General features: G+C 71.7%; 22 protein-coding genes and 1 riboswitch. Of the genes, 11 read left to right on the top strand and 11 right to left on the bottom strand.

Annotated elements, in window-relative coordinates:
- Positions 1-27: 27 nt before the first annotated feature.
- From ACWD4O_RS06630 to ACWD4O_RS06640, 3 genes are all read left to right on the top strand, one after another.
- Positions 28-654 (top strand): TetR/AcrR family transcriptional regulator, encoded by a 627-nt coding sequence (locus tag ACWD4O_RS06630; protein WP_351912500.1) that lies wholly within the window; start codon positions 28-30, stop codon positions 652-654.
- Positions 655-1,140: 486 nt separating this feature from the next.
- Complete coding sequence (locus ACWD4O_RS06635; protein ID WP_451278064.1) at positions 1,141-1,755, top strand: DUF4126 domain-containing protein; 615 nt, start codon at positions 1,141-1,143, stop codon at positions 1,753-1,755.
- Positions 1,756-1,793: 38 nt separating this feature from the next.
- Positions 1,794-3,329, top strand: coding sequence for a phytoene desaturase family protein (locus tag ACWD4O_RS06640; RefSeq protein WP_451278066.1), 1,536 nt, complete (start codon positions 1,794-1,796; stop codon positions 3,327-3,329).
- 69 nt (positions 3,330-3,398) lie between these two features.
- On the opposite strand, the gene ACWD4O_RS06645 is transcribed toward ACWD4O_RS06640, so the two are convergent.
- From ACWD4O_RS06645 to ACWD4O_RS06670, 6 genes are all read right to left on the bottom strand, one after another.
- Positions 3,399-4,442: an SCO2102 family sporulation regulator gene (locus ACWD4O_RS06645; RefSeq protein ID WP_451278068.1), complete on the bottom strand. Its 1,044-nt coding sequence runs from the start codon at positions 4,440-4,442 to the stop codon at positions 3,399-3,401.
- 56 nt (positions 4,443-4,498) lie between these two features.
- Positions 4,499-5,422, bottom strand: coding sequence for a methylenetetrahydrofolate reductase [NAD(P)H] (gene metF / locus ACWD4O_RS06650; protein WP_451278070.1), 924 nt, complete (start codon positions 5,420-5,422; stop codon positions 4,499-4,501).
- A 113-nt stretch (positions 5,423-5,535) separates the two neighbouring features.
- A complete protein-coding gene (gene thiE / locus ACWD4O_RS06655) occupies positions 5,536-6,183 on the bottom strand; it encodes a thiamine phosphate synthase (RefSeq protein WP_451278072.1) in 648 nt (215 codons plus the stop codon).
- Positions 6,184-6,343: 160 nt separating this feature from the next.
- Entirely contained in the window at positions 6,344-6,709 is a 366-nt protein-coding gene (locus tag ACWD4O_RS06660; protein ID WP_450946716.1) for an Rv2175c family DNA-binding protein, read from the bottom strand.
- A gap of 116 nt (positions 6,710-6,825) precedes the next feature.
- Positions 6,826-8,070 carry an NAD(P)/FAD-dependent oxidoreductase gene (locus ACWD4O_RS06665; RefSeq protein WP_451278074.1) on the bottom strand — a complete coding sequence of 415 codons (1,245 nt, stop codon included), beginning with the start codon at positions 8,068-8,070 and terminating at the stop codon, positions 6,826-6,828.
- Positions 8,071-8,116: 46 nt separating this feature from the next.
- The gene (locus tag ACWD4O_RS06670; RefSeq protein WP_451278076.1) at positions 8,117-8,467 is read right to left on the bottom strand and encodes a hypothetical protein; all 351 of its coding nucleotides are present in this window, start codon (positions 8,465-8,467) and stop codon (positions 8,117-8,119) included.
- Between the two features lie 52 nt (positions 8,468-8,519).
- Positions 8,520-8,631, top strand: a riboswitch (TPP riboswitch).
- Here ACWD4O_RS06670 and thiO point away from each other — a divergent pair.
- The 5 genes from thiO to ACWD4O_RS06695 all read left to right on the top strand — a co-directional run bounded on the left by thiO (position 8,629) and on the right by ACWD4O_RS06695 (position 13,881).
- Positions 8,629-9,804: a glycine oxidase ThiO gene (gene thiO / locus ACWD4O_RS06675; RefSeq protein WP_451278078.1), complete on the top strand. Its 1,176-nt coding sequence runs from the start codon at positions 8,629-8,631 to the stop codon at positions 9,802-9,804. It overlaps the preceding riboswitch by 3 nt.
- Complete coding sequence (thiS, locus tag ACWD4O_RS06680; protein WP_351912485.1) at positions 9,801-10,001, top strand: sulfur carrier protein ThiS; 201 nt, start codon at positions 9,801-9,803, stop codon at positions 9,999-10,001. Before thiO ends, thiS begins: the two co-directional genes overlap by 4 nt.
- Positions 10,002-10,004: 3 nt before the next feature.
- Positions 10,005-10,799, top strand: coding sequence for a thiazole synthase (locus tag ACWD4O_RS06685; protein WP_451278080.1), 795 nt, complete (start codon positions 10,005-10,007; stop codon positions 10,797-10,799).
- 216 nt (positions 10,800-11,015) lie between these two features.
- Positions 11,016-12,968: a Stk1 family PASTA domain-containing Ser/Thr kinase gene (pknB, locus tag ACWD4O_RS06690; protein ID WP_451278082.1), complete on the top strand. Its 1,953-nt coding sequence runs from the start codon at positions 11,016-11,018 to the stop codon at positions 12,966-12,968.
- Positions 12,969-13,002: 34 nt separating this feature from the next.
- Positions 13,003-13,881, top strand: a complete 879-nt coding sequence (locus ACWD4O_RS06695; protein WP_358807148.1) for a deoxyribonuclease IV — start codon at positions 13,003-13,005, stop codon at positions 13,879-13,881.
- Between the two features lie 8 nt (positions 13,882-13,889).
- On the opposite strand, the gene ACWD4O_RS06700 is transcribed toward ACWD4O_RS06695, so the two are convergent.
- Positions 13,890-14,165 carry a hypothetical protein gene (locus ACWD4O_RS06700; protein ID WP_451278084.1) on the bottom strand — a complete coding sequence of 92 codons (276 nt, stop codon included), beginning with the start codon at positions 14,163-14,165 and terminating at the stop codon, positions 13,890-13,892.
- 71 nt (positions 14,166-14,236) lie between these two features.
- Complete coding sequence (locus ACWD4O_RS06705; RefSeq protein ID WP_451278086.1) at positions 14,237-14,869, bottom strand: sulfite oxidase-like oxidoreductase; 633 nt, start codon at positions 14,867-14,869, stop codon at positions 14,237-14,239.
- A gap of 198 nt (positions 14,870-15,067) precedes the next feature.
- On the opposite strand from ACWD4O_RS06705, the gene bfr reads away from it, so the two are divergent.
- On the top strand, positions 15,068-15,547 hold the full coding sequence (gene bfr / locus ACWD4O_RS06710; protein WP_351912475.1) for a bacterioferritin: 480 nt from the start codon (positions 15,068-15,070) through the stop codon (positions 15,545-15,547).
- 19 nt (positions 15,548-15,566) lie between these two features.
- Here bfr and ACWD4O_RS06715 read toward each other — a convergent pair whose 3' ends face one another.
- Positions 15,567-15,791, bottom strand: a complete 225-nt coding sequence (locus tag ACWD4O_RS06715) for a (2Fe-2S)-binding protein (RefSeq protein WP_351912473.1) — start codon at positions 15,789-15,791, stop codon at positions 15,567-15,569.
- Between the two features lie 133 nt (positions 15,792-15,924).
- Positions 15,925-17,277, bottom strand: coding sequence for a class II 3-deoxy-7-phosphoheptulonate synthase (locus ACWD4O_RS06720; protein WP_451278089.1), 1,353 nt, complete (start codon positions 17,275-17,277; stop codon positions 15,925-15,927).
- Positions 17,278-17,384: 107 nt separating this feature from the next.
- Between ACWD4O_RS06720 and ACWD4O_RS06725 the strand changes: the two genes are divergently transcribed.
- Entirely contained in the window at positions 17,385-17,441 is a 57-nt protein-coding gene (locus ACWD4O_RS06725) for a trp operon leader peptide (RefSeq protein ID WP_078912442.1), read from the top strand.
- Positions 17,442-17,545: 104 nt separating this feature from the next.
- The gene (locus ACWD4O_RS06730; protein ID WP_451278091.1) at positions 17,546-19,405 is read left to right on the top strand and encodes an anthranilate synthase family protein; all 1,860 of its coding nucleotides are present in this window, start codon (positions 17,546-17,548) and stop codon (positions 19,403-19,405) included.
- A 50-nt stretch (positions 19,406-19,455) separates the two neighbouring features.
- On the opposite strand, the gene ACWD4O_RS06735 is transcribed toward ACWD4O_RS06730, so the two are convergent.
- Positions 19,456-20,313, bottom strand: coding sequence for a hypothetical protein (locus ACWD4O_RS06735; protein WP_451278093.1), 858 nt, complete (start codon positions 20,311-20,313; stop codon positions 19,456-19,458).
- Positions 20,314-20,319 lie beyond the last annotated feature (6 nt).

Below are 20,319 nucleotides of genomic sequence, written 5' to 3' on the forward strand. Positions count from 1 at the left end.
GGCCGGGTTCCTGTGACAATCAGGACCATGGAAAGCAGCACCACCCCGGGCGGCCGCACCCGCCGCGAGGCCACCCGGCAGAAGCTCTACGAAGCCGCCGTCACACTCATCGCCGAACAGGGCTTCTCCGCGACCACGGTGGACGAGATCGCCGAACGGGCCGGCGTCGCGAAAGGCACGGTCTACTACAACTTCGCGAGCAAGTCGGTCCTCTTCGAGGAGTTGCTGAGGCACGGCGTGGGCCTCCTCACCGCCTCGCTGCGGGAGGCGGCCGAGCGCACGGCACGGGAGGGCGGCGACAAGGTCGACGCGCTGGACGCGATGATCCGCGCGGGCCTCGTCTTCATCGACCGCTACCCGTCCTTCACCCAGCTCTACGTGGCCGAGCTGTGGCGCACCAACCGGGCCTGGCAGTCGACGCTCATGGTGGTCCGGCAGCAGGCGGTGGCCGTCGTCGAGACCGTGCTGCGCGAGGGCGTCGAGAACGGCGAGTTCAGCGACGAGATCGACGTACCGCTGACGGCGGCCGCGCTGGTCGGCATGGTCCTGGTGGCCGCTCTGGACTGGCAGGCCTTCCAGCCGGAACGGTCCCTGGACGACGTCCACTCGGCGCTGTCGCGGCTGTTGCAGGGGCGGGTGAGCGGTCGCCGCTAGGGAGACCGACCCGTCAGGGAGACCGCCCCGTCAGGGAGGTCGCCGTCAGGCTGGTCGCCGTCGACGAGCGTCCACGCGCGTGTGCATGAACACGAAAGCGCCGGTCCGCGGTGGCCACGTCCCCCGTGGGCCGCCTCGAACCGGCGCTTCCTCGTGCTCCCCCGTTCCCCTGTCTCCCCCGTTGTTCCCCCGTTCGGTCGTTCCCCCGGGGTACCCCCCGTGCCTCGCTCCCGCCGAACTGGTCGGCGGAAGGAGCGGATCGAGGGCCGCTCCGTTCCGGAGCCCCGTGTCGCCGGTGCCGGAGCCGCGCCTCTTTCCGTGCCTCTACTCTCCCGTTCGCGCAGGTCGGTCCCCATCCGCGCGCGTACTCAACTCACCCCCTAGGTACGTGTACTCAGGGCTGCGCACTCATCCTCAGGACGCTGCGCGGTCGACTGGTTACGATCGCGTCCGTGTCCGTACTCCCCTTGGCCGGGGGTCTGGGGGATGTCCCCCAGAAGACACAGCACCAGCGGCTGGGCCAGCGGCATCAACGCCTACGCGGTGGTGCTGCTCCTCGGCGTCTTCGGCGCGGCCGGCCTGAGCGACGACGTCCCGGAGACGTTGCAGCGCCCCGAGGTGCTCGCCGTCGCGGGCTTCCTGTTCCTGTGCGAGGCGGTGGCCGACAAGATCCCGTACGTGGACTCGGCGTGGGACTCGGTGCACACGGTGGTCCGGCCGTCGGCCGGCGCCTGGGTGGGCGCGCTGCTCGCCGGGCAGAGCGGTTCGCTCTCCGACGTCGCGGCCGGTCTGCTCGGCGGTTCGACGGCGCTGGCCAGCCACGTGGTCAAGGCGGGGACCCGGATGGCGGTCAACACCTCGCCGGAGCCGTTCAGCAACGTGATCGTGAGCCTCGCGGAGGATCTCGGGGTCGCCGGGATCGTGACGTTCGCGATGTTCCACCCGGGGGCGGCGGCGATCATCGCGGCCGTTCTGCTGCTGGCCGGACTGCTGGTTCTGTTCTTCCTCGTCTCACGGATCCGCCGGTTCCTGCGGCGCAGGGCGCAGCGGCGCGAGGAACGGCGCGTGGCCCGGCACCCCTGGCCGCCCCCACCGGGCTGACGGCGTGACTGTCAGTGGCGGCCGATAAAGTCGCAGGCATGGCAGGGATTGCAGTGATCGGCGCCGGGATGGGCGCGCTGACGGCGGCCGCCCGGCTGGCCGTGGCGGGCCACCGGGTGACGGTCTACGAGCGCACGGGGACGTACGGCGGAGCGGTGCGCCGCTTCGAGCGCGAGGGATTCGGCTTCGACACCGGTCCCGGGCTGCTCCCTCTCCCCGCCGTCTACCGCGACCTGTTCGTCAAGACGGGCAAGGAGCCGCTGGAGGCCTGTGTCGAGCTGGTCCAGGTCGCCCCGTCCGCCCGGCACCTGTTCGCCGACGGCACCGGGGTGTCGCTGCCGAACGCCTCGCGCGCGGGCGTCGTCTCGGCTCTGGACGAAGCACTCGGGGCGCAGGCCGGTCAGCGTTGGGGCGACTTCCTGGTCCGGGCCCGCGAGGCCTGGGACCGCACGCGTCGCCCGCTCCTGGAGGAGCCGCTGTGGCCGAACTGGTCGGTGCTGGCCGGCAACGAGCCCTATCCTGCGGTCCCCCACAAGCGCCTGCTGCGCACCCGCCGGGCGGGCACCCTCGCCGAGGTCGGCGCCTGGGAGCTGCGCGATCCGCGGCTCGCCGCGCTGCTGGAGGGCCACGCGCTCGCGTACGGCCTCGATCCTCGGGTCACCCCGGCGAGCGCGGCCGTCCTGCCGTACCTGGAGCACGCGTTCGGCACCTGGTACGTGCGAGGCGGGCTGCGGGAGCTGGCCCGCGCGGTGTACGAGCGGTGCCTGGCCCGCCGGGTCGAGTTCGTCTTCGACGCCGAGGTCACGCGGGTCCTGGAGAAGGACGGCCGGGCGGCGGGCGTGGAACTGGCCGGGGGCGCAGTGGCGGAGGCGGACTTCGTGGTCGCCCCCGGCGGCGTTGCCCATGGTCCTGGCGGCGTCTCCGGTGGTCGCGGGAGCGTCTCCGGTGGTCCCGGGAGCATCGCCGGTCTTCCCGGCCGCGGTGAGGGCGAGATCGCGCCCCAGCAGGGCCTGCCGAGTCGTCTGACCGTGCTGCTGGCGCTGCGCGGTGCCCGGCCGGAGGGTGCCGCACACCGCACGGTGGTGCACACGGCGGACCGCGAGGCCGAGTTGGAGAGCCTCTTCGGTACGACGCCGTCCGTGCCCGCACAGCCGACGGTCACGGTTCTACGGCCCGACGACACGCGACTGGCGCCGGACGGCGACCACGAGTCGGTCACGCTCTCTGCCGTGGTCCCCGCCGGTGCGGAGATCCGCGACGAGCACGTGGAAGCGCTGCTCGCCGCCGCCGAGCGGGCCGTTCCCGGCCTGCAGGACCGCGTCCTGTGGCGCGAGGTCCGCACCCCCGCCGACGTCGAGCGGGAGACGGGCGCGGCGGGCGGGGCCGTACCGGCGCCGGCGCTCGCGGCGGCCGGGGGGCGGCTGCTGCATCCCGCCAACTCCACCGGACTGCAGGGCCTGTTCACCGTCGGCGGCTGGTCGCACCCGGGCGGCGGACTCCCGCATGCGGGCATGTCGGGCGCGCTGGTGTCCGGCCTGATCGTGGAGGGTCCGGAGTTCCGGGGCTCCCAGTGAGCCCCCGGTGTTCATGGTGAGCCGACGGCAAGTCGGCCCGGCGGGCGGGCTCCCAGGGGAACGCGGCCGTCAGAACCGATACTGCTCGTCGTAGCCGTTGCCCTGGCCCTGGCCCGGCTGCTGTCCGTCGCCCTGGTACGGGTACTGCTGCTGCTCGGGCGGGAGTTCGCCGCCGAGCGGGTCGTCGGTGTTGCGCTGCTGCGGGACCCAGACGCCGCCGGCCGGGGTCTCCCCGTAGCCGCCGCCGTTGCCGTACTGGTCCTGGCCGTAGCCCTGCTGCCCGTACTGCTGCTGGCCGTAGCCGGCGTCGTAGGAGCCGCCGCCGTAGGTCTGGGTGCCGATGTACGGGTCGGAGTAGGCGGCGTACTGCTGCTCGCCCGTGGCGTCGTAGCCGTACTGCTGCTGGTGGTACCCGGAGTAGGTGTTGTCGTACCCGTAGTTCTGGTCCGCGCCCTGGGCGGCCGTCGCGTACTGGTCCTGGGGCTGGCCCTGCGGCTGACCCTGGCCGGTTGCGGCCGCGTACGCGGCGTCGCTGTACACGCCGTAGGAGCCGGTGTCGTCGGGCAGCGGCTGCGGCTCGTAGACGGAGGTGGTCTCGGCGGCCGTGAGGTCGCCGCCCCGGGCGGCGGGCGTGAAGACGTCGTCGCGGTCGTAGTCGTCGTCGCCGTAGGCGTGCTTGTCCTGACCGAACGCCATGTCGTCGCTGCCGTAGGGCGCGCCGGCGTCGAATCCGGCCTCGGCCGTCTGCAGGTCGGAGACCTCGAGGGTCGGGTCCTGGTGCTCGGCCTTGCCACGGCGGCGCCTGGGGAGGATGCCGCGGCCGCCCTCCGGGTCCGCGCCCTCGTCCTCCTCCGCGTCTGCGCGCCGGAAGGCCCAGCCTTCGGCGAAGCCGCGACGGAACGACAGCGTGACGTAGGTCTGGCCGACCGCGAAGGCGATCGCGCCCAGCGCGATGACGACGACCGACGGGATCAGGACACCGAGGACGACGCCGAGGAAGCCGACGAAGGCCAGCAGTCGCCAGCGCAGTCGCGCCTTGTACTGCAGCAGCACCTCGCCCAGCAGCCACAGCGCGACGATGCCGAACGCGATGTAGAGGACCGTCCAGCCCATGTACGCCCCTCTCCCAGTGGCCGCTACGCAGTGTGTCGTATGTGGGTGCGACCGGTCTATGCCTGCGGCGGGTGGTGCAGACCCAGGTTCTCGTAGATTTCCAGCGTCGCCGTGGAGTTGTTGAGCGTGATGAAGTGCAGTCCGGGCACTCCCTCGGCCAGCAGCCGTGCGCAGAACTCCGTGGCGAAGTCGATGCCAATGGAGCGTACAGCGGCCGGATCGTCTTTGGCTGTGAGGATCCGCTCTTTCAGGGCGGCCGGGAAGTGGGCGTTGCTGAGCCTGGGCAGGCTTTCCAGCATCTTCACACTCGTCACCGGCAGGACCTCGGGGATGACCGGAGTCACACAACCGGCCGCCTCGACCCGGTCGCGCAGGCGCAGATAGGACTCGGGCTCGAAGAACATCTGCGTGATGGCGTAGTCGGCGCCGGCCCGGCACTTGTCGACGAAGTGCGCGACGTCCGTGTCCCAGTCGTCGGAGCGCGGGTGCATCTCCGGAAAGGCGGCGACGCCCACGCAGAAGTCGCCCGACTCCTTGATGAGCCGGACGAGTTCGGCGGCGTACGTCAGGCCCTGCGGGTGCGGCACCCATGCACCCATGGGGTCGCCGGGCGGGTCGCCGCGCACCGCGAGCATGTTGCGGATCCCGGCGTCGGCGTACTGGCCGATGATGTTGCGGAGTTCGGCGATGGAGTGGTCCACGGCGGTGAGGTGCGCGACCGGCGTCAGGGTGGTGTCGACGACGATCTGCTGGGTCTCCTTGACCGTGGTCGCCCGGGTGGAGCCGCCGGCGCCGTACGTCACCGACACGAAGTCGGGTGCGACCGCCTCGACCCTGCGCAGCGCGTTCCACAGGCTTCGCTCACCCTTGGGCGTCTTCGGCGCGTAGAACTCGAACGAGTACGTCTTCTTGCCGGTCGCGAGGATGTCGCGCACGGTGCGCGCGCGGTCCGTCCTGGTGGATGCGGTTCCTAGGGCCATACCCGCAGGTTAGCCAGGGGCTGGCGGTCCCCCAACCGAATGCCGGAAATTTGCCCGAATTGTCGACTTGTTGTCCACCCCTTGGACGCGTGGCCGAGGCCGGCCCGACCGGGTCACGCCTCGCTCAGCCGCTTCGCGAACTCCGCCGCCGCGGCGCCGGGGTCGTCCGCCTCGGTGATCGCCCGGACGACGACGACCCGGCGGGCGCCCGCCGCCAGCACCTCGTCGAGGTTGCCGAGGCCGATGCCCCCGATCGCGAACCAGGGGCGGTCGGCGCCGAGGGCGGCCGTGTGCCGCACCAGGTCGAGGCCGGGCGCGTGCCGGCCGGGCTTGGTGGGGGTGGGCCAGCACGGTCCGGTGCAGAAGTAGTCCACGCCCTCCTGACCGGCCGCGGCCTCCGCCTCCGCCGCGGCGTGCGTGGAGCGGCCTATGAGGACGTCGGCGCCGAGGATCGCGCGGGCCGCGGGGACCGGCAGGTCGCCCTGGCCCAGATGGAGGACGTCGGCCCCGACGGCGTGGGCGACGTCCGCGCGGTCGTTGACCGCGAGCAGCCTGCCGTGCCGGGCGCAGGCGTCGGCGAACACCCTGAGGTGCTCCAGCTCCTCCGCCGCCTCCATGCCCTTGTCCCGCAGTTGGACGATGTCGACGCCGCCCGCGAGGACGGCGTCCAGGAACTCCGGGAGGTCGCCCTGTCGGGTGCGGGCGTCCGTGCAGAGGTACAGCCGGGCGTCGCCGAGCCGGGCGCGGGCGGTGTCGGGCATGCGAAAGTCCCCCCAGGGTGGTGGTGTACGAGGGCCGGCGGCCCCCGTACACCGGGTCATTCGGTTCGAATCCGCAGGTCGGACGCCAGGCGTCGAATCCGCAGGCCGGACGCCAGGCGTCGGACCGCAGGCCGGACGCGGGGCGTCGGGCGTCGGCGGGTCAGACGGCGAGCGCCTGGGCGCGGCGCTTCACCTCCGTGCCGCGATTCTCACTCAGGGCCTGCGCCGGGGTGCCGGGGAGGGTCGGGTCGGGGGTGAAGAGCCACTCCAGCATCTCTTCGTCCGTGAAGCCGTCGTCCCGCAGCAGGGTCAGGGTCCCGGACAGGCCCTTGACCACCTTGTCCTCGTCGATGAAGGCGGCGGGGACGTGCAGTGCGCGGTTCTCGCCACGGCGTACGGCGATGAGCTGGCCGTCCTTGACCAGCTGCCGGACGCGCGTCACCTCGACATCGAGCATTTCTGCGATGTCGGGCAGGGTGAGCCAGGCGGGGACGAGAACATCGGTCTTTGCGTCAATCTCGGTCACGGGAACAAGCCTGCCATCTGCCACCGACAGTCGGAAGTCGGGCCGGTCCGACCAGGGCGTTCCGACCGGGGGACCCGGGGCGTTCGGACCGGGCCGACCGGGGCGGACCGGGCCGTTCAGGCCGGGGTCGTCGCCGTCTTCAGCGGTCTCGCCGGGTCGGCGAGGAGCAACGGGTCCATGGCCGCGCCCGCCTCGATCAGCCGCCTGCCCTGGGCCAGGTCGCGCGGGCGCCCCACCGCCAGCAGGGCGACCAGGCGGTCCTCGCGCAGCCAGCAGACCGTCCAGGCCGGTCCGGACGGGTCGCCGCGCCACAGGGTGCGGTCGGCGTCGGCGTGATGCCCGGCGTACTGGACGAAACGGCCGAACTGCTCGGACCAGAAGTACGGGACGGGGTCGTAGACGGCCAAGGGCTCGTCGGTGCTCGCGCCGACGATGTTCGCCGCGACCGTGCGCGGCCCATGGAGGGCGTTGTCCCAGTGGTGGACGAGAAGCCGCTCGCCATACCTTCCCGAAGGGAAGGAGGCGCAGTCGCCGACCGCGTACACGTCCGGCACCGAGGTGCGCAGACTCGCGTCGGCCACGACCTCGCGGTGCGCGCCCAGCTCGACGCCGGAGCCGGCCAGCCAGGCGGTGGCGGGGCGGGCGCCGATGCCGACCACGACGGCGCCGGCGGGCAGCCGCGAGCCGTCGTCGAGGACGACCGCGCCGGGCTCGACGCGCGCCACACGCGCGTGGGTGCGCAGAACGGCGCCGCTCTCGGCGTACCAGGCGGTCATCGGGGCGGCGACCTCGGCAGGCAGGGCCCCGGCCAGCGGCCGGTCGGCGGCCTCGACGACGGTGACCGCGCAGCCTGCCTCGCGCGCGGCCGTGGCGAACTCCGCGCCGATCCAGCCGGCGCCGACGACCACGACGTCGTGCTGTCGGGCGAGCACGGGACGTAGCCGTTCGGCGTCGTCCAGGGTGCGCAGCAGATGCACCCCGGGCACGCCCTCGGCGCCGGGCAGCCGGATCGGTTCGGCACCGGTGGCGAGCACGAGGACGTCGTACGGGACCGGGCCGCGCTCGGTGTCCAGCTCGTGGTCGGCGGGGCGCAGGCCGAGGACCTCGCGGCCGAGCTCCAGTTCGATGCCGAGGCCCTCGAAGTCGACGTCGAAGGCGGAGCCCTCGGACGTGCCGAGCAGGACGGCCTTGGACAGCGGGGGCCGGTCGTAGGGCTGGTGGGGTTCCGCTCCGATGAGCGTCACCGTGCCGTCGAAGCCCTGGTCGCGCAGGGCGACCGCGGTCTGCACGCCGGCCATGCCCGCGCCGACGACGACCACGCGCCGCGTCGTGGGCCTGCCTTCCCGGGTCTGCTCGCTCACCTGATCACCATAGTCGGATCACCATAGCCAGCTGACGTCCTGTCAGTCAGCCTTCCTGCGCTGTGACCTGCTCCACGACGCTCGTGCCGCTGCCCTGCTGCGACTCCCACTCCCAGGTCTCGTCGAGGCGCACCCGGCCGTCGGGCAGCTCCACGACGGTCGACGCGCAGTGGCCCGAGGACGTCGTCCCGTCGTACTTGAGCTGTACGTAGCGGAAGTCGAGCCGGTCTCCCTCCCGGGTACCCACCAGATGCCCCCGTACGACGTCGCCGCCCGCGTACTCGGCCCAGATCGCGCCGTCCTTCTCGTGGTACGTGAAGCGGGTGCGGGTGCCGACCTGGCCGGGGGCCTGGTCGGCGACCGGGGCGAGGACCAGGCCGTCGAGCGACCGTGCCATGGGCGCAGGCTCCCTTACTGAGGTGTGCGGGGTCGGGCTAGGGTGGCCAACGTAGAGCACTCGCGGGAGCCCGGACGCACCGGGCTGAGAGGGAGGCTGGCGGCCTCCGACCGTACGAACCTGATCCGGGTCATGCCGGCGAAGGGAGGGGCTGGACGCCCATGTCGTCTCCACTGTCACCGTCGTCTCCACGTACGTCGGACGTCCTCGTCATCGGGGGCGGGATCATCGGGCTGGTCACGGCCTGGCGGGCCGCGCAGCGCGGCTTCGCCACGGCGGTGGTGGACCCGGAGCCGGGCGGCGGGGCCGCCCGGGTGGCCGCCGGAATGCTGGCCGCCGTCACCGAACTGCACCACGGCGAGCAGACCCTGCTCGGCCTCAACCTCGCCTCGGCCCGCCGCTATCCGGACTTCGTGGCCGAGCTGAGCGAGCTGACCGGACACGACCTCGGCTATCGGCGCTGCGGCACGCTCGCGGTCGCGCTGGACGCCGACGACCGTGCCCACCTGCGTGAACTGCACGCCCTGCAGCGGCAGTCGGGGCTGGAGTCGGAGTGGCTGTCCGGGCGGGAGTGCCGGCGCCTGGAGCCGCTGCTCGCGCCCGGCGTGCGCGGCGGCTTGCGGGTGGACGGCGATCACCAGATCGATCCGCGGCGGCTGGCCGGGGCGCTGCTGGCCGGATGCGAGCGGGCGGGCGTGGTCTTCCACCGCGCCTGGGCCGAGCGGCTGTCCGTCGTGGACGGACGGGCCGTGGGGATCGTCACACGGGACGGCACGGCGCTGGGGGCGGGGCAGGTGGTGCTCGCCGGGGGCAGCCTGAGCGGGCGGCTCGGCGGGGTTCCGGAGGACGTCCTGCCTCCCGTACGGCCCGTGAAGGGGCAGGTGCTGCGGCTGACCGTGCCGCAGCCGTACGCGCCGTTCCTGAGCCGGACCGTGCGGGCCGTGGTGCGCGGCAGCCAGGTCTACCTGGTGCCGCGGGAGAACGGCGAGCTCGTCGTGGGCGCGACCAGCGAGGAACTGGGCTGGGACACGACGGTGACGGCGGGCGGCGTGTACGAGCTGCTGCGCGACGCCCATGAGCTGGTCCCGGGGATCACCGAGCTGCCGCTCACGGAGACCCGCGCGGGGCTGCGGCCCGGGTCCCCGGACAACGCGCCGCTGCTCGGGCCGACGGAGCTGGAGGGGCTGCTGCTGGCCACCGGGCACTATCGCAACGGCGTGCTGCTGACGCCGGTGACCGGTGACGCGATGGCGCATGCCCTGGCCACCGGGGAGCTCCCGGACGAGGCCCGTCCCTTCACGCCCAGGCGTTTCGCGCTCCAGGAGCAGCCCGTATGAACATCTCGGTCAATGGAGAGCGCCGGGAGTTCGCGCCCGGCACTGCTCTCGACAGCGTCGTGCGCGCGCTGACCCCGGCCCCCTCGGGAGTGGCCGCCGCCCTGAACGAAACCGTCGTCCCGCGCGCGCAGTGGCCGTCGACGTCCCTCTCCGAGGGGGACCGCGTCGAGGTCCTCACCGCCGTTCAAGGAGGCTGAACCATGGCCGACGATCCCTTCGTCCTCGCAGGCATGTCCTTCTCGTCCCGGCTGATCATGGGCACGGGGGGTGCGCCCAGCCTGGAGGTGCTGGAGCGGGCGCTGGTGGCGTCCGGGACCGAGCTGACGACGGTCGCGATGCGCCGGGTCGACCCTTCGGTGCGGGGTTCCGTGCTGTCGGTGCTGGAGCGGCTGGGCATCCGGGTGCTGCCGAACACGGCGGGGTGCTTCACCGCCGGGGAGGCCGTGCTGACGGCTCGGCTGGCGCGGGAGGCGCTGGGGACGTCCCTGGTCAAGCTGGAGGTCATCGCCGACGAGCGGACGCTGCTGCCGGATCCGATCGAGTTGCTGGACGCGGCGGAGACGCTGGTGGACGACGGGTTCACGGTGCTGCCTTACACGAACGACGATCCGGTGCTGGCCAGGAAGCTGGAGGACGTGGGGTGCGCCGCGGTGATGCCGCTGGGGTCGCCGATCGGCTCCGGCCTGGGCATCCGCAACCCGCACAACTTCCAGCTGATCGTGGAGCACGCGCGGGTGCCGGTGATTCTCGACGCGGGGGCCGGTACGGCCTCGGACGTGGCGTTGGCGATGGAGCTGGGGTGTGCGGGGGTGATGCTGGCATCGGCGGTGACGCGGTCCCCGGACCCTGAGCGGATGGCGTCCGCCATGCGGGCCGGGGTCGAGGCGGGAAGGCTGGCCCGCCTCGCCGGGCGGATCCCCCGCCGCTACTTCGCCGAGGCGTCCTCGCCCGCGGCGGGCCTCGCGGCGCTGGACCCGGAGCGGCCTGCCTTCTGACCGCCGGTCCACCCCCGAAAAAGACATCGCCCACCCACGCACCACCTGTTGCAGTCGGCCGAGAAGCGGGCCTCGCCCGTGGGGGCTCAGCGCCGTCGGCGGCCGAACCTCCATGGGCCCCTCCGGCCACCACTCGCGTCACAGGTCGGCTGCAGTCGGGGACCGATCGTGGTGGGCGCGGGGATCGTGTCAGTGGCTGCTCGTAGACTCGCCTGCGTGGACACGACCCTTCAGGACCCTCTGGTCGGGCAGGTGCTCGACGGCCGCTATCGCGTCGAGGCGCGGATCGCGGTCGGCGGGATGGCCACGGTCTACCGGGCCGTGGACACCCGCCTCGACCGCGTGCTCGCGCTCAAGGTGATGCACCCGGCGCTCGCCGCCGACGGGGCGTTCGTCGATCGGTTCATCCGGGAGGCGAAGTCCGTGGCCCGGCTCGCCCACCCGAATGTCGTTCAGGTGTTCGATCAGGGTGCCGACGCGTCGTACGTCTATCTCGCCATGGAGTACATCGCCGGATGCACCCTGCGTGATGTGCTGCGCGAGCGCGGGGCGCTGCAGCCGCGGGCCGCGCTCGACATCCTGGAGCCGGTGCTCGCCGCGCTGGGGGCCGCGCACCGCGCCGGGTTCGTGCACCGGGACATGAAGCCCGAGAACGTGTTGATAGGGGACGACGGGCGGGTCAAGGTCGCCGACTTCGGGCTCGTGCGGTCCGTGGACACCGTGACCAGCACCACCGGGGCCGTGCTCGGCACCGTCGCCTATCTCGCTCCCGAGCAGATCGAGCAGCCCGGCACCGCCGATCCCCGGGTCGACGTGTACGCGTGCGGGGTCGTGCTCTACGAGATGCTCACCGGCGAGAAGCCGCACGACGGCGACTCCCCCGCGATCGTGCTCTACAAGCACCTCCACGAGGACGTTCCGCCGCCGTCGGCCGCCGTCCCCGGTCTGCCGTTCGAGCTGGACGAGCTGGTGGCCACCGCCACCGCCCGCACGCCCGGCGTCCGGCCGCACGACGCCGTCGCGCTGCTCGGGCAGGTGCGGGAGGCGCGCGCTCCGCTCAGCGAGGCGCAGCTGGACGCGCTGCCGCCGCAGGCCGTCTCCGCCGGGCACGACATCGCCGAGGACCGCACCAGCGTCATCCCGCGCTCGCTGACGGTGCCGCGCCCGCTGCCCGTCAACGAGGACGACCCGTTCGACCCCGCGCACGACGACGGCTCGGTCGACCGGACCTCCCGGTTCCAGAGCCCGCCGCCGCTGCCGCCGCGACGGCGGACCGTGCGCCCGCCCCGGCGTGGGGTGCTCGCGCTCATCACCGTCGTCCTGCTGGTGTTCGGCGTGGGCGCGGGCGTCTGGTACATCAACTCCGGCCAGTTCACCAAGGTCCCCGCGGTGCTGACGCAGAAGGAGGCGGAGGCCAGGAGTCGGCTGGAGGCGGCCGGGCTCGAGGTCGGCAAGGTCCAGCACCGGTACAGCGACACCGCGAAGCGCGGCACGGTCATGGAGACGGACCCCGAGCCGGGTGCCAGGATCCGCAAGAACGACTCGGTGACGCTCACCGTCTCCGACGGCCCCGAGATCGTGAAGGTGCCGGATGTGACGGGCTCCCGGCTGGACAAGGCCGAGGAGCTGCTGAAGACGGACGGCCTGGAGCCGGGCCTGGTCACCAAGGCGTTCAGCGAGGACGTCATCAAGGGCTTCGTGATCAGCACCGACCCGAAGGCGGGCACGCAGCGGCGCGCGGGCACCGCAGTCGCGATCGTCGTCAGCAAGGGCAGCCCGGTCGACGTCCCGGACGTCACCGGGGAGTCCCTGGCCGACGCCAGGACGGAGCTGCAGGAGGCCGGCCTGAAGGTGAAGGTCGCCGCCGCGGCGGTGAACTCCGAGTTCGACAAGGGACAGGTCGCGGCGCAGACCCCGGAGGCCGACAGTGAGGCCGCCGACGGCGACACGGTGACGCTGACGCTGTCCAAGGGGCCGGTGCTGGTCGAGGTCCCGGACGTGGTCGGTGCGAGCGTCGACGACGCCACCTCGCTCCTGGAGCAGTCCGGGTTCAAGGTCGAGGAGGACCGTGGGCTGCTCGGGCTCTTCGGCGACAGCGTCAAGAAGCAGTCCGTGAAGGCCGGCGAGATGGCGCCCAAGGGGTCGACGATCACCATCACCATCCGGTGACCGGCGGGGCGGCCGGGCATGACACCCTGACCGGGTGAGTCCTCGATCCCCTTTCCCCTCCCGCAACCCCGTCGGCGGTCATGTCCCCGTGGCCGGCGGACTGCACGACGTGGGCATGTCGTACGCGCATGACCTCAAGGCCGAGACGGTCCAGGTGTTCGTCGCCAACCCGCGCGGCTGGGCGACGCCTGTCGGCAACCCGCGGCAGGACGAGGCGTTCCGCGAGGCGTGTGCGGCGGAGTCGGTCCCGGCGTATGTGCATGCGCCCTACCTGATCAACTTCGGCTCGCACACCGAGGCGACGGCCGAGAAGTCGGTGGAGTCGATGCGGCACTCGCTGCGCCGCGGGCGGGAGATCGGCGCGCTGGGCGTGGTCGTCCACACGGGGAGCGCGACGGGCGGGCGGGACCGGTCGGTGGCGCTGAAGCAGGTGCGCGAGTATCTGCTGCCGCTGCTGGACGAGCTGACGCACGACGACGACCCGTTCCTGCTGCTGGAGTCGACGGCCGGGCAGGGCGCCTCGCTCTGCTCCCGGACCTGGGACTTCGGACCGTACTTCGAGGCGCTGGACGCCCATCCCAAGCTCGGCGTCTGCCTGGACACCTGTCATATCTTCGCGGCCGGGCACGACCTGACCGGCCCGGCCGGGATGCACCAGACCCTCGATCTGCTGGTGGACACGGTCGGCGAGGGCCGGCTGAAACTGATCCACGCCAACGACTCCAAGGACGTGGTCGGCGCGCACAAGGACCGGCACGAGAACATCGGCGCCGGTCACATCGGCGAGGACCCGTTCCGGGCGCTGATGACCCACCCCGCGACCGAGGGCGTACCGCTGATCATCGAGACGCCCGGCGGCAAGGAGGGACACGCGGCGGACGTGGAACGGCTGAAGAAGCTCCGGGACGGCTGAGGCGCCGGTCAGTCCTCGTTCTCGAACAGCACCTGGGACGTGTCGACGATGTGCACCACGAGCACGACGAGCAAACCGTCGCTGACGAGGTACTCGATGGCCATCGTATGGGTCAGGGCGAGGGATCGGGTGTTCTCGTCACCCGAGATCGGCAACGAGATCTTGGTGCGGGGATCCGTGGCCACTATGGCGAGGCCACGCTGGAGCAGCTCACGGCGGTCGTCCGGAAGGCTGTCACGCACACGCCCCGCGGATTCCGAGTAGATCACGTTGAAGATGGCCATCAGTGGCTCCCCTGCACAGCTTTCGTAGCAACCCCCAAGGAGCCTACCGGCACAGCCGACGCCCCGGTGCCTCAGAGCTCAGGCCCGTCCCCCGGCACCTCCTGGTAGGAGTACCGCTGTTCCTTCCAGGGGTCGCCGATGTTGTGGTAGCCGCGCTCCTCCCAGAAGCCTCGGCGGTCGGCGGTCATGTACTCGATGCCGCGGACCCACTTGGGGCCCTTCCAGGCGTAGAGGTGCGGGACGACCAGGCGGAGCGGGAAGCCGTGTTCGGCGGTGAGCAGCTCGCCGTCCTTGTGGGTGGCGAAAATCGTGCGTTCGGCGGCGAAGTCCACGAGGCGCAGGTTCGAGCTGAAGCCGTACTCGGCCCACACCATCACATGGGTGACGTTGGGTGCGGGCGGCGCGATCTCCAGGATCGTCCGGGCGGGGATGCCGCCCCACTCGGCGCCGAGCATGCTGAACTTCGTCACGCAGTGCAGATCGGCCGTGACGGAGGCGTACGGAAGGGCCGTGAACTCCTCGTGGTTCCAGGAGCTCTTCTCACCGTCGGCGGTGGCGCCGAAGACCCTGAAGTCCCAGCGTTCGGGCCGGAACTTGGGCACCGGGCCGTAGTGGGTGACCGGCCAGCCGCGCTGCAGTCGCTGTCCCGGCGGAAGCTCTGACACTGCTTCTTCCCCAGATTCGCGCTCCACCGGCTGACCCATGACTCCATCCTGACAGACCCGCGACGGTGCACATGACCAGCCATGACCGCCCATATCCAGAATCGGGCAACTGCTACTAAGCATGCACTAACTTACTAAGTACGCACTTACTGGACGATCTTCGGCACCGGTGAAATCATGCGGCGGAACCTCCCCGAATTCCCCACCCCGAATTCCCATGCGGAAGGAGCCTCTGCGATGCAGGGCGACCCCGAGGTCATCGAGTTCCTCAACGAGCAGCTCACCGGTGAGCTGACCGCGATCAACCAGTACTTCCTCCACGCCAAGATGCAGGAGAACTTCGGCTGGACGAAGCTCGCGAAGTACACCCGGCACGAATCGTTCGACGAGATGAAGCACGCCGAGGTGCTCACCGACCGAATTCTGTTCCTGGACGGACTGCCGAACTATCAGCGGCTGTTCCATGTACGGATCGGCCAGACGGTCAAGGAGATGTTCGAGGCCGACCGGAAGATCGAGGTCGAGGCGATCGACCGCCTGAAGCGCGGCATCAAGGTGATGCGCGAAAAGGGCGATGTGACGTCCGCGAACATCTTCGAGTCGATCCTCGAGGACGAGGAGCACCACATCGACTACCTCGACACTCAGCTGGAGCTGGTGGAGAAGCTCGGAGAGGCGCTGTACATCGCACAGCTGATCGAGCAGCCGGAGAGCTGAGGCCCCGGTCGGCCGAAGGCTAAGCGGCTTCCTCGAGGTCGGTGAGGACCGGCCGGCCCTGGTCGGCCAGCTCACGGCGCGGGCATGCGCCTCGGCCGAGGATGGCCTGAATTCGACGTACGCACGAGCCGCAGTCCGTTCCGGCCTTGCAGGCGGAGGCGATCTGGCGGGGCGTGCAGGCACCGTCGTCCACGTGCTTCTGGACCTGCGCTTCAGTCACTCCGAAGCAGCTGCAGACGTACACGCGGACTCACCTCCCGTCGAGATCAATAAGGCTAACCTAACCTTACCCGGAGCCCGGCGAGCGCAAAAGTGCGGTGGGGCGCGGATCGTATGTGATCCGCGCCCCACCGCACAGGTAGGTAATAGGCCAGGACCTACTGGTCCCTGTACATCTCGGCCACGAGGAACGCCAGGTCCAGGGACTGGCTGCGGTTCAGGCGCGGGTCGCAGGCCGTCTCGTAGCGCTGGTGGAGATCGTCGACGAAGATCTCGTCGCCGCCGCCCACGCACTCGGTGACATCGTCGCCGGTCAGCTCGACATGGATGCCGCCCGGGTGGGTGCCGAGGCCCTTGTGGACCTCGAAGAAGCCCTTGACCTCGTCGAGCACATCGTCGAACCGGCGGGTCTTGTGACCCGAGGCCGCCTCGTAGGTGTTGCCGTGCATCGGGTCGGTGATCCAGGCGACGGTCGCGCCCGAGGCGCTGACCTTCTCGACCAGCTCGGGCAGCTTGTCGCGGACCTTGTCGGCGCCCATGCGGACGATGAAGGTCAGCCGACCCGGCTCGCGGTCGGGGTCGAGGCGCTCGATGTACTGCAGCGCCTCCTCGGCCGTGGTCGTCGGGCCGAGCTTGATGCCGATCGGGTTGCGGATCTTCGAGGCGAACTCGATGTGCGCGTGGTCCAGCTGCCGGGTGCGCTCGCCGATCCACACCATGTGCGCGGAGACGTCGTACAGCCGGCCGGTGCGGGAGTCGACGCGGGTGAGCGCGGACTCGTAGTCGAGCAGCAGCGCCTCGTGCGAGGAGTAGAACTCGACCGTCTTGAACTCCTCCGGGTCGGCCCCGCAGGCGTGCATGAAGTTGAGTGCCTGGTCGATCTCGCGCGCGAGCTGCTCGTAGCGCTGCCCGGACGGGGACGACTTCACGAAGTCCTGGTTCCAGGCGTGCACCTGGCGCAGGTCGGCGTAGCCGCCGGTGGTGAAGGCGCGCACCAGGTTGAGCGTGGAGGCGGACGCGTTGTACATCCGCTTCAGCCGCTCGGGGTCCGGGACACGGGACGCCTCGTCGAACGCGAAGCCGTTGACCGAGTCGCCCCGGTACGTCGGCAGGGTCACGCCGTCACGGGTCTCGGTGCCCTTGGAGCGCGGCTTGGAGTACTGGCCCGCGATCCGGCCGACCTTGACGACCGGCACGGAGGCCGCGTACGTCAGCACCGCGCCCATCTGCAGCAGCGTCTTCAGCTTGTTGCGGATGTGGTCGGCGGACACCGCGTCGAAGGCCTCGGCGCAGTCGCCGCCCTGGAGGAGGAACGCCTCTCCCTTGGCGACGGCCGCCATCCGGGCGCGCAGCTGGTCGCACTCGCCCGCGAAGACGAGCGGCGGATACGACTCGAGGTCCGCGATCACTGCGCGCAGAGCCTCGGTGTCGGGGTACTCGGGCTGCTGCGCCGCGGGCAGGTCTCGCCAGGTGTTGCCAGCGCTCGCGCTGGTCTTAGCGTTCACGGTCACGCCCTCAACATTACGGGGTCGTGTCGAGTCGTTTTCGCATCGGCTCGACAGGTGAGACGCAGGCTCGCTCAGGTGTGCGCGAGGTCGCGTGCGGTAGGGTGCGTCGCATGTTCGCGCTTTCGACCCAGAACTGGTGGTGGACCGCTCATCCGGCGGCCCACTGACTGCGCGTACGCAAGACTTCGCGAAGGCCGCCCGAGGGGCGGCCTTCGGTGTTTCCGGGGCCGTTCCCTCTCCGTCGACGAGATCGAGAAGGAATCCGAACCCGATGAACCTGCCGGACCTGCTGCACGACCCCCGCCCCTTCGCCCTGCTCCGCCGCCGCACCCCCGGCCGCGACGAGCACACCGTCGAACTGCTCCTCGGCCCGGTCGCCTCCTACGACCGCCTCGCCGACCTCCCCGACGAGGGCCTCGCGCTCGTCCCGTTCCGGCAGATCCGCGAGCGCGGCTTCGACGTCCGTGACGACGGGACGCCGCTGGCGGTGCTGACGCCCCAGGAGACCTACGAGATCCCGCTGGCCGAAGCCCTGGCCCAGCTCCCCTCCCATGACGTCCAGGTCCGCTCCGGCGGCTTCGACGTCGACGACGAGGAGTACGGCGAGATCGTCGGGTGGGTGCTGCGGGACGAGATCGGGCGGGGCGAGGGCGCCAACTTCGTGATCCGGCGGACGTACGAGGGGGAGATCCCGGGGTTCGGGCGGGCCGACGCCCTCGCGCTCTTCCGGCGGCTCCTCGAAGGCGAGCGCGGCGCCTACTGGACGTTCGTCGTGCACACCGGCGACCGGACCCTGGTGGGGGCCAGCCCCGAGGTGCATGTACGGATGTCCGGCGGCACGGTCGTCATGAACCCGATCAGCGGGACCTACCGGTATCCCGCCGAGGGTCCGACGCCCGAGCACCTGCTGGACTTCCTCGCCGACGGCAAGGAGATCGAGGAGCTGTCCATGGTCGTCGACGAGGAGCTCAAGATGATGTGCACCGTCGGCGACATGGGCGGGGTGGTGATCGGCCCCCGGCTCAAGGAGATGGCGCATCTCGCGCACACGGAGTACGAGCTGCGCGGCAGGTCCTCGCTGGATGTGCGGGAGGTCCTGAAGGAGACCATGTTCGCGGCGACCGTCACCGGCTCGCCCGTGCAGAACGCCTGCCGGGTCATCGAGCGGCACGAGGTCGGCGGGCGCGGCTACTACGCGGGCGCGCTGGCTTTGCTCGGCCGGGACTCCGGCGGCGCGCAGACCCTCGACTCCCCCATCCTCATCCGCACCGCCGACATCGACGCGGCCGGGCGACTGCGGGTGCCGGTCGGCGCCACGCTCGTCCGCGGTTCGGATCCGGCGGGCGAGGTCGCGGAGACGCACGCCAAGGCGGCGGGGGTGCTGGCCGCCCTGGGCGTACGGCCGTCCCGCCCGCGCGCGGAGCACACGCGCGTACGTCTCGCCGACGACCCACGCGTGCGTGCCGCGCTCGACGGACGCCGCGCCTCGCTCGCGCCGTTCTGGCTGCGGATGCAGGACCGCTCCGCGGAGCTCACCGGACACGCCCTGGTCGTCGACGGCGAGGACACCTTCACCGCGATGCTCGGGCACGTGCTGCGCTCCGGCGGGCTGGACGTGACCGTCCGGCGCTACGACGAGCCCGGGCTGCGGGAGGCGGTGCTCGAACACGAGGGGCCGGTGGTGCTGGGCCCCGGTCCCGGCGACCCGTCCGACCTGGCCGATCCCAAGATGCGGTTCCTGCGGGAGCTGACCGCCCGGGTGCTCGGGGAGCACCGGCACGGCGTCCTCGGCGTCTGCCTCGGGCACGAGCTGATCGCGGCGGAGCTGGGCCTGGACATCGTCCGCAAGGAGGTGCCGTATCAGGGGGCGCAGACGGCCGTGGACCTGTTCGGGCGGGCGGAGACCGTCGGGTTCTACAACAGCTTCGTCGCCTCCTGCGACGACGAGAGCGCCCGCGAGCTGGCCGCGCACGGCATCGAGGTGAGCCGGGCCGCGAACGGAGAGGTGCATGCCCTGCGGGGGCCCGGGGTCGCGGGTGTGCAGTTCCATCCGGAGTCGGTGCTGACGCTGAACGGGGCGGCGATCGTACGGGAGCTGATGGGCCGGGTGCGGCAGACGAGCGCCCTGTAGTCGACGAAGATCCGACGAAGGTTCGACGAGGTTTCGCGAAGGCTTCTCGGCTACAGGCCGCGGCGCAGGCGCTCCGTCAGTGCCCTGCCCTGCTGCGGTGCGGGGCGGGGTTCCGCGAGACGGGTGAGGAGGCGGTCGAGGTGGAGGTCGACGGTCGATTCGACGAGTTCGGCGTACGCCTCGGCCGCCAGCGCGGCCCGGTGCCGGGAGACGGCCGCCACGGCCAGCGCGATCAGCGCGGCCGGCCACCACAGGATCGCGAGCAGCAGGTACAGCAGCGCCCAGCCGCCCAGGGCGAACGCCGTGTCGAGGCGGGCCCGGGTGTCGGTGAGGGTGTCTCGGGTGGCCGTGGGGAGGATGAGCCAGAGGCGGGGCCAGACGGTGGCGAGGTCGATGCCGTACTCGTTGTCCAGGCGGACGGCGGGGGCGCGGAGCCGGTCGCCGAGCCGGGTGGGGTGCTCGGGCGGGATCAGGGCGACGGCGTTGCGGCGGGCGGCCGAGGCCGGGTCGCCGCCTTGGTGATGGGCGTCGTCCGCGGCCCGCCAGGCGGTGGCGCGGCGGGCGGTCAGCCGGGCGGAGAGGGCGGCGAAGGGCCGTGGCCAGGGGCCGCACAGGGCGCGTTCGACGGGCGCGGCGAGCGCCTGGGCGACCGCGCCGACGCCCGCGGAGAGGGGCACGGCGGCGAGAACGAGCAGGATCGCGCGGACGGCGAGGCTGTTCTGCCGGTCCGGCTCCCCCTCGGTGAGCGCGGCGAAGCCGTCCCACAGGACGCGCCAGTCGTGCCAGTCGCCCTGGCCCAGCCGCACGGCGACCGCGGCGGCCAGCAGATAGGCGAGGCCGGGCAGGACGAGCAGGGTGAACCATCGCTCGGCCAGCTTCCGGCCCAGCTCGGCGAGGAACCCCGTCACCGGGTG

This window comes from Streptomyces sp. NPDC002623 (assembly GCF_053592635.1).